The 8,519-nt window shown below is 70.9% G+C and carries 9 protein-coding genes; 4 read left to right on the forward strand and 5 right to left on the reverse strand.

Translation table 11 applies throughout. The features are described 5' to 3' along the window. Positions 1 to 167: 167 nt before the first annotated feature. The 4 genes from rsmH to G6028_RS02495 form a co-directional block, all read right to left on the reverse strand. Positions 168 to 1,190: a 16S rRNA (cytosine(1402)-N(4))-methyltransferase RsmH gene (gene rsmH, locus G6028_RS02480; RefSeq protein WP_179525059.1), complete on the reverse strand. Its 1,023-nt coding sequence runs from the start codon at positions 1,188 to 1,190 to the stop codon at positions 168 to 170. A 187-nt stretch (positions 1,191 to 1,377) separates the two neighbouring features. After that, positions 1,378 to 1,854 (reverse strand): division/cell wall cluster transcriptional repressor MraZ, encoded by a 477-nt coding sequence (locus G6028_RS02485; protein ID WP_179525058.1) that lies wholly within the window; start codon positions 1,852 to 1,854, stop codon positions 1,378 to 1,380. A gap of 411 nt (positions 1,855 to 2,265) precedes the next feature. Beyond that, positions 2,266 to 2,676, reverse strand: a complete 411-nt coding sequence (locus G6028_RS02490; protein WP_179525057.1) for a DUF3040 domain-containing protein — start codon at positions 2,674 to 2,676, stop codon at positions 2,266 to 2,268. Between the two features lie 176 nt (positions 2,677 to 2,852). Beyond that, on the reverse strand, positions 2,853 to 3,257 hold the full coding sequence (locus G6028_RS02495; RefSeq protein ID WP_179525056.1) for an SAV_6107 family HEPN domain-containing protein: 405 nt from the start codon (positions 3,255 to 3,257) through the stop codon (positions 2,853 to 2,855). A 93-nt stretch (positions 3,258 to 3,350) separates the two neighbouring features. Between G6028_RS02495 and G6028_RS02500 the strand changes: the two genes are divergently transcribed. The 3 genes from G6028_RS02500 to G6028_RS02510 are packed head-to-tail and all read left to right on the forward strand — an operon-like array spanning position 3,351 to position 6,245. Continuing rightward, positions 3,351 to 3,950, forward strand: coding sequence for a GNAT family N-acetyltransferase (locus tag G6028_RS02500; RefSeq protein WP_179525055.1), 600 nt, complete (start codon positions 3,351 to 3,353; stop codon positions 3,948 to 3,950). Beyond that, positions 3,934 to 5,520, forward strand: a complete 1,587-nt coding sequence (locus G6028_RS02505; protein ID WP_179525054.1) for a phytoene desaturase family protein — start codon at positions 3,934 to 3,936, stop codon at positions 5,518 to 5,520. Before G6028_RS02500 ends, G6028_RS02505 begins: the two co-directional genes overlap by 17 nt. Further along, the gene (locus G6028_RS02510) at positions 5,517 to 6,245 is read left to right on the forward strand and encodes an LppM family (lipo)protein (protein ID WP_182657945.1); all 729 of its coding nucleotides are present in this window, start codon (positions 5,517 to 5,519) and stop codon (positions 6,243 to 6,245) included. The genes G6028_RS02505 and G6028_RS02510 overlap by 4 nt, the downstream gene beginning before the upstream one ends. Positions 6,246 to 6,290: 45 nt before the next feature. Here G6028_RS02510 and metF read toward each other — a convergent pair whose 3' ends face one another. After that, a complete protein-coding gene (metF, locus tag G6028_RS02515) occupies positions 6,291 to 7,268 on the reverse strand; it encodes a methylenetetrahydrofolate reductase [NAD(P)H] (protein ID WP_182657946.1) in 978 nt (325 codons plus the stop codon). 95 nt (positions 7,269 to 7,363) lie between these two features. Here metF and G6028_RS02520 point away from each other — a divergent pair, with 95 nt between their 5' ends. After that, positions 7,364 to 8,443 (forward strand): polyprenyl synthetase family protein, encoded by a 1,080-nt coding sequence (locus tag G6028_RS02520; RefSeq protein ID WP_182657947.1) that lies wholly within the window; start codon positions 7,364 to 7,366, stop codon positions 8,441 to 8,443. The last annotated feature ends 76 nt before the right edge of the window (positions 8,444 to 8,519 follow it).

The raw sequence follows: 8,519 nt of genomic DNA on the forward strand, positions 1-8,519 counted from the left end.
CCGTTCCGCGGGGACGACCACCGTCCGGCGGCCCCGGACAGAGCGGGTGACCGGCTTCCGGCGCAGTCCCACGGCCCCGACGCCTCTGACCGGCTCGGCGCCCTCGGTGGTGGTGCCGCGCCGGGTGTCGAGGTCGTCGGCGGGATCCGACGTGTCGATCGTGCTCGTCATGGGGTTCTCCCGTCGATACGCCGGACGCAGCGCACCCGGACCGAGGCCGAGCGCGGGTTGTGATCGATCTCGGACTGTGAGGCCTTCTCCGCACCGCGGGTCACGGCCTCGAACTCGGGACCGTGTCCGGGCAGTTCCACCGGCAGACCCGCCGGGGTGCGCGAGGCGGTCCGGGTGGTCAGTTCTCGCTTGACGATCTTGTCCTCGAGCGAGTGGTACGCCATGAACACCGCCCGCCCGTCACCCCTCAGCAGGTCGAGGTACCCGGGGACCGCGTTCTCCACGGCCTCGAGCTCGGCGTTGACCTCGATGCGCAGCGCCTGGAAGACACGTTTGCCCGGATGCCCACCGGTGCGGCGGGCGCCCTGCGGGATGGTGTCGTAGAGCAGCTCGACGAGCTGGGCGCTGGAGGCGACCGGATCTGTCTCACGGCGACGCACGATCGCGGAGGCGATCTGACGCGCGAACCGCTCCTCGCCGTAGACGCGGAAGATCCTGGCGAGGTCGTCACGCGGGTAGTCCGCCAGGATGTCGGCGGCGGTCGGGCCGGTGGTGGGGTCCATCCTCATGTCCAGCGGGGAGTCGACCGAGTACGCGAAACCGCGCTCGGCCACGTCGAGCTGCATCGAGGAGACCCCGAAGTCCAGCAGCACGCCGTCGATCGCCGGGCCGGCCGCGTCCCTCGCGTCCTCGGGGAGGCTGTCCACGATCAAATCGAAGTCGTCGAAGCGGGCGTGCACGGGAGTGAACCGGTCCCGGTAGGCGGTGAGTCTGCGGGTGGCGATCTCGAGGGCCTCGGGGTCGCGGTCGACCCCGACCACCCTCAGGTCGTCGAACTCGGCGAGGAGATGCGAGGTGTGACCGCCCAGACCCAGCGTGCCGTCCACGATCACCGGGCGACGGCCTTCCGCGGCCGCGGAGTCGACGACGGGCCGGAAGAGTTCGAGGGTGCGGTCGAGGAAGACGGGGATGTGACCGGACCGGGCAGCCGCGCGGTCGGAGTCGGGCTCTTCCGCCATGTCGCCTCCCTCGCGTCCGGATGTCATCGGTGCTCCGGTTGTGGTGGAGCCCCCTGGTCCCCGTCCGGTACCCACCTGGCGTTGGGGAAGTACGTCAGGGTGGTGCCGGGCAGGGGCCGGGGGGCTCCGTCCGTCGTGCAGTCGTGCTGTCGTTCCGTCGTTCCGTCGTGCTGGTCCGTCCCGGGGATCAGAACTCGATCCCCAGCGAGGTGCCCTCCATCTCGGAGAACACGGGGAGGTTCTCCGCGCTGTAGCGGTCCCAGGCCTCGGCGTCCCAGACTTCGAGACGCTCTCCGAGGCCGTTGACCACGCAGTCCTTGCCGAGGCCCGCGTAGTTCCGCTGACTCGCCGGAATGGAGACCCGTCCCTGCGAATCGAGTTGTTGGACCTCCGCGCCGCTCACCAGGAGCCGGAAGAACGCCATGTGCCTCTCACTGAGGTTGGCGGTCGGCCGGACCTTTCTGACCAACGCGTCGAACTCGCGTTCCGGGAAGACCGAGAGCGTGTTGGTGAACCACCCACACACGACCACCCCGTCGGCCAGGCCAGGCCTGAATCTGGCGGGGATCGTCAGCCGCCCCTTGTCGTCGAGCTTGGGACGGTGCGTCCCGTACCCGACGAAGGCTCGTTCACGCTCGGAGTCGGTGGGATCGGTGTCGGTCACCCGCCACCTCCTGGGTTCAGGCCCCTTCGAGCTCCTCGCGTCCCCCACTGTACCCCACAACGCCCCACAAACAAGGCCTGTGCCCCACTTCTCCCCACCGACTTACATCTCTGCAGTTCAGAGCACCCTGTCGACCCGTGACCAGCTGGAGAACCCGCCGGGAGTCACGCCGGAGACGGCCACAGTCGGCGAACAGATGTGGTTCTTGTGACTATTTCACACCCTAGGGGCGAATGATGGGCCCCCGGTGGGGCGAAGTGGAGAGCCGGGGGGCGCACGGTGGGGCGCGCCGACGCAGGGCGACCCGGCATCACCGAGTTCCCACGCGGCCGAGACGCTCGCCGCCGAAATAGGCAGGAGGGGCGAGCGCGGATGCGCTCGCCCCTCCCGGGACGTGATCAGTCGTTCTGGCTACTGCTCGAAGCGACGGCGGAAGCGATCCTCCATGCGAGAGGAGTAGCTCTGGCCCTCGGCCCCCTTGGTGGACGCCTTACCCGTACCCGGCACCCGGGCTCCGCCCGCGGAACCGGCCGACGACGACGCCTTGGACGGCACCGCGCGCATGGCGAGCACACCCGCCGCGAACATCACGAGGAAACCCACGAGACTGAGGACGGGAAACCCGCCCGGTTTGAAGTCGAGTGCCAACCCGCCCACGAGGAGCGCGACCCCCACGAGACCGAGGATCACCACCAGCCCGGCAGGACGGCGGCCACCGGTCCCACCGGTCTTTCGAACAGACGACGCGAACTTGGGGTCGTCGGCGTAGAGCGCATTCTCGATCTCGTCGAGCATGCGCTGCTCGTGCTCTGACAGGGGCACTTCGACCTCCTTAGAACGCTCGCGGTTACGAGCTCGGCCGGCTCGGCCGTGTGACGTCGACCGTCTACGGGGATCAGCCGGTCAAGGGTTGACTCCATCATACGAGCGCGACGCGGTGGTGACCACCGGGATTCCGAGTACGCGGCAGAAGCCCGGTCCACAGGGCGTCCTCGACCTCACGCCGCCGGACCCAGTACTCCCAGCCGCTCGTCGACCAGGTCGAGGAAACGACCGACAGCCCAGAGGAAGTCATCCGCCATGCGGGGTGTGACCGTTCGGGGGAGCCCGTCCTCCACGGCGGCCGCGAGGGCCGAGTAACCGCCGAAGGCGGAGGCCCATTCCGCCAGCTCGGGAACCTCTGCGGCGAGCCGGTGCCACACATCGGACGGGCCCCTGCGACGCGGCCCCGGGGACAGGAGCGCCGCCGCCGCCGAACGCGCCGCCCGGTAGGACTCGAGAAACCGCTCGGCGGGTGACGACGCGGCCAGCGCCCGGCCCCGGTGGACCTCGGCACGACCTGCCCGACCGAGGGACCCGAGGCCACCCCCGCCCGGCGCACGAACTGCGGTTCTCGACGCCATCTCCGCTGCACCTCCCCTTCTGGACCCCACGGTATCGGCGGGGTACGACACAACTGGAGGTCGTGAACGCGCGCACGTGATGAGATGGGGTGGATGGACACCGTGATCACCAGCCTGGACGCCGGGGAGTTCCGTGACCGACTGCCGGAGGCGCTCGGTGTCTACGTCGACGCCATGGGGTACCCGTCCCAGGTGATCCGATCCCGCGCCCCCGCGTGGATGGAGCACAGCCACCGGGAGGGCTGGTCCGGGGTCGCGGCCTTCGAGGCGCCGCGTCGGCGCCTTCTCGGCCACGCCCGTGGGCCCCTGGTCGCCATCTGCTACGGCTACCGGGGCTCACCCGGCCAGTGGTGGTACGAGCAGGTCGCGCGAGGGCTGCGAGAACAGGATCAGCGCCTGCCGACGGACTACGTCGAGTTGACGGAGCTCCACGTCTCCCCCCGCTACCAGGGGCACGGCATAGGCACTGAGTTGCTCCGCAGGTTCCTGTCCGGTCGCACGGAGGGATCCGTGTTGCTCTCGACCCCCGAGGTCCCCGACGAGGCCAACGGGGCGTGGCGGTTGTACCGGTCGATGGGCTTCTCGGATGTGCTCAGGGCCTACAGGTTCGAAGGCGACGCCAGGCCGTTCGCCGTACTCTCGCGGTCGCTCCCCCTCACCCAACACGGAGGCCCGCGTGAACAACAGTCATGACGTCGTGGTGATCGGTTCCGGTCACAACGGCCTGGTCTGCGCCGCCTATCTCGCGCGGGCAGGGCTCGACGTCCACGTGGTGGAGAAGGACACCGTCCTGGGCGGCGCCACCTCCACTGTCGAGCGCTACCCCGGGCACCGCACGGATCGTGGCTCGTCGGCCCACCTGATGATCCGGCACACCGGCATCCCTGAGGAGCTGGACCTGGCCGCCCACGGGCTGAGGTACGTGGACTGTGACCCGTGGGGTTTCGCCCCCGCCCCGCCGGGCAGCGACGCCCCGCCCCTCGTCTTCCACCGCGACCTCGACGAGACCTGTGCGAGCATCGCCGCCGCCTGCGGGCGGGCGGACGCCGACGCCTACCGCGGGTTCGTCCGCCGGTGGGAGGTCCTCGCCGGGCGGATGATGAAGGGGTTCAGCGTTCGCCCCACGGCTCCGCGCCTGGGTTCCGCGTTCCTCGGACGCGACGATCTCCGGGATCCCTTCGGCACGGTCCAGACCTTCCTGTCCTCCGGGGATGCGCTGCTCGACCAGACCTTCACGTCCGAGCGGCTCAAGGCCGCCCTGTCCTGGTTCGGCGCACAGTCCGGACCGCCGATGTCCCATCCCGGCACCGCGCCGATGATCGGCTTCGCCGCGCTCATGCACCAGACCCCTCCCGGCCGTGCGATCGGCGGGTCGGGTGCTCTCGCCGACGCTCTCGTCTCCGCCGTCCGGGCCGGCGGCGGATCGGTCACGGCGGGCGCCGGAGCGACGGCGATCCGCCGCTCGGGGGCCGGTTGGCGGGTGGATACCGCGGGGGGCCCGTCGTTGCACTGCTCGGCCGTCGTCGCGGCCTGTCACGTCCACACCACGCTGGACCTCCTGGCCCACGAACTCCCCGCGGCGGGCCTCGAGGCCTGGCGCCGCAGGATCCGTCCGGGGTTCGGGCTGGGGATGGTCGTCCGGCTGGGTACGACGGATCTGCCCCGGTACCCGGGTGTGCCCACGACCACCAGTGCGCACGGTCTGCAGTTGCTGGTGACGGACCGCCGTCGACTCGACCACCGGTACGGGGTCGCCGCGGCCGGCGGTCTCGACGCCGATCCCGCCGTCCTCGCCATGAGCTTCAGTTCGCTCGACCCCTCGCTGGCGCCGGCGGGTCGGCACGAACTGACACTGTGGTCGCAGTGGCACCCGCGGCACCTGGCGGACGGGCGCTCCTGGTCACAGGCGGGTCCGGGTGAGGCGGACCGGATCATCGCGGCCGCGGAGCGGTTCGCCCCCGGGCTCACCGACTCGATCGTCCACCGTCACGTCCAGACACCGGAGGACCTGGAGACCGAACTCGGCCTGATCGGCGGCAACGTGATGCACGTGGAGATGTCGCTCGATCAGATGCTCCCCATGCGGCCCCACCCGGATCTGGCCGGGCACACCGTCCCCGGCGCCGACGGCGTGTTCCTCGCGGGCGCCTCCACCCATCCCGGCGGGGGTGTCATCGGCACCAGCGGGAGGACGGTGGCGCGGCTCGTCGGTCGCCGACTCGGCACGTCGACGCGGCGTCGGCGCCGCACGCGGGCACAATGACGACCGTGATCGAACCGAGCACCACCGCGACCAGCCCCGTGACGGCCGCACACTCCCCCGCGCGTCGCCGGATCACGGGCGTCACCGCCCTGGTGACGATGCTGTTCGTCCTCACCGGGTGTCTCCAGCTGAACGCCCAGATGAGTGTGCGGAAGGACGACACCGTCTCGGGTCGCATCCTGGTCGCCGGCGACCAGCCGGCACAGGCGGCCGCCCTGGACCGGCTGTCCACTCCGTCCGGCCTCGAGCAGAAGGTGCGGATCACCGCCTACTCCGCGGACGGCTTCACCGGCAGGGAGATCTACTTCACCCAGTTGACCTTCGCAGAGGTCGACGCGCTCTCGCTGGCCATCGAGGTCGAGGGGGCGAGGCCGTACACCCTGGGTTTCCGCCGGAGCGGCGACACGGTGTCCTTCACCGGCTCGGTGGACCTCTCCGGAATACCGGCGGACCGGGCGGATTCCGCGTCCACCCGGGTGGACCTCACGTTCCCCAACCGCATCGGGGAGACGAACGGCACGCTGGGTGGGGGTAACTCCGTGAGCTGGACACCGGCGCCGGGGTCCATCACCCGGATGCAGGCGTCCTCGTCCTACCCGGATCCGGCGACCCGCGGTTTCGCGGTGTGGATGATCGTCGGGATAGGCGCTGCTCTACTGGTGTCGATCGGGACGATCCTGGCCGCCCGGACCTCGCGGGCCCGGTCGGACCGACTCGCGCGCTGATCTCACGGGGAGCCGGCGGGGCGCACGGACCGCGGGAGCACCGCCTCAGGCCCTGGTCGCCCCGACCCCCGGGGACGGGACCATCGACAGGTTGGCCAACACCTCATGCGTGGCACGGGAGAAGTTGAGGGTGTTGAAGTGCAGGCAGGGCACGCCCTCGCCGATCAGACGCTCACAGAGTTCGGTGGCGAACTCGATCCCCACCTCGCGGACCGCGGCACGGTCCTCCTCGGGCCCGTCACCCGCCGCCGCGCGCAACCGGTCGGACAGGCCGTCCGGGAGGGCGCACCCCGACAGTTCCACCATCCGGCGGACCTGACGCAGGCTCGTCACGGGCATGAGCCCGGGGATGATCGGCTTGGCCGCCTGCTCCGGGTCCGCGACCGCGAGACGGTCCCGGAGACGCAGGTAGTGTTCCACGTCCCAGAACATCTGCGTGATCGAGTACTCGGCGCCGGCGCGCAGTTTGTTGAGCAGGATCTCGGTGTCGTGGTCCAGGTCCCGCGCCCGGTAGTGCCCCTCCGGGAAGGACGCGACACCCACGTGGAAGTCCCCGACCTCGTGGATCAGTCGCACGAGCTCCTCCGCGTAGTGCAGACCCTCGGGGTGCGGGGTCCAGTCACCCAACGGGTCCCCGGGGGGGTCCCCCCGGAGGGCGAGGATGTTGGTGACACCGACGTCGGCGTACATCTGGATCATCTCGCGCAGTTCGGCGATCGTGTGCCCCACGGCCGTCAGGTGGGCGATGGGCACCAGGTCGGTCTCGCTGACGACCTTCTCGACGACCCTGACCGTCCGGTCACGGGTGGACCCGCCGGCCCCGTAGGTGACGGACACGAACGCCGCACCCAGTTCGGAGAAGACGGAGGCGGCCCGCCAGAGACGTGCCTCCGCGGCCTCGTCCCGGGGTGGGTAGAACTCGACGGAGAAGGGCACCCTGGGGGTGCTCGACGAGGCGATCCGGTCCACGATGCTCGGGTGTCGGTCGCCGCCCGCTGGGTCGATGTCGGGTAGCTGGGTCACCGGACCAGGGTAGCCCGACACGCGTCGGTGCCGACCTCCGCCCGGCGACTAGGATCACGGTATCGAGGGCTGCCGGGCGGCGGCGCCCGGAAGGGATGGTGACCGTGGTCACGGCGACTCGTCCAGACGACGGAGAGCGGATCCTCGGCGCCCTCCGCCGCCATCTCGACGGACGGCGCCGGGTCGTGTCAGGGGTCGACGAGCGGGTCGACACCCTGGCGGGCCTGCTCGCGGACTTCGTCCTCAGTGGTGGCAAACGGATGCGGCCCCGGTTCGGCCTGGCGGGATGGTCGGCCGTGAGCCCGGCGGACGCCGTCGTCCCGGACGAGATCGTCACCGCCTGCGCGGCACTCGAGCTGATCCAGGCGTGCGCCCTCATCCACGACGACATCGTGGACGCCTCCGACACCCGTCGCGGCCGACCCACCGTCCATCGCTCGATCGAGGCGGCCCACCGGGGACTGGGATGGTCCGGGGACCCCGCCCGGTACGGGGTCTCGCAGGCGATCCTCGTCGGAGACCTGGCCCTGACCTGGGCGGACGAGATGTTCGTGACCTCGGGCGCGGATCCGGCCGCACTCGGCCGGGCGCTCGCGCCCTGGTACGCGATGAAGACCGAGGTGCTCTCGGGTCAGATGCTCGACATCCTCGCGGAATCCTCCGGTGCGACGGACGAGCTGACGCCGGCCCGGATCAACCGGTTCAAGACCGCGGCGTACACCGTCGAGCGGCCGCTCCACATCGGTGCCGAGCTCGCCGGGGCCGGCGCCGACACCGTCGCGGCGCTCCGCGAGTTCGGTGTGGCCGTGGGGCAGGCCTTCCAACTCCGCGATGACATGCTCGGTGTGTTCGGTGACCCCGAGGTCACGGGCAAGCCGTCCGGGGACGACCTCCGTGAGGGCAAGCGCACCCTCCTGTTGGCCAGGGCGACCGCCCTGGCACCGACCGGGGACTCGGATTTCCTGCTCTCGGTCCTGGGCACCGACCTCGACACCGACGACCTCGAGCGGGCTCGCCGGATCCTCGTGGACTCGGGGGCGGTCGCCTCCGTCGAGGCGGAGATCGACACCCTGACCGTGCGGGCCCTGGACGCGATCGGTTCGGACGCGGTGAGCGAGCACGGCCGGGTCACCCTGCGCGACCTGGCCGAGGCCGCCACCCGTCGTCGGGCGTGACGATGGCACCGGGCCCGGCCCCGGGGGCCGTCACGCCCACCTCGTCAGATCCGTCGGCGCGGTCTCGCGCCGCCGT

Source organism: Dietzia cercidiphylli (assembly GCF_014145145.1).
GTDB classification, from domain to species: Bacteria; Actinomycetota; Actinomycetes; order Mycobacteriales; family Mycobacteriaceae; genus Dietzia; species Dietzia natronolimnaea.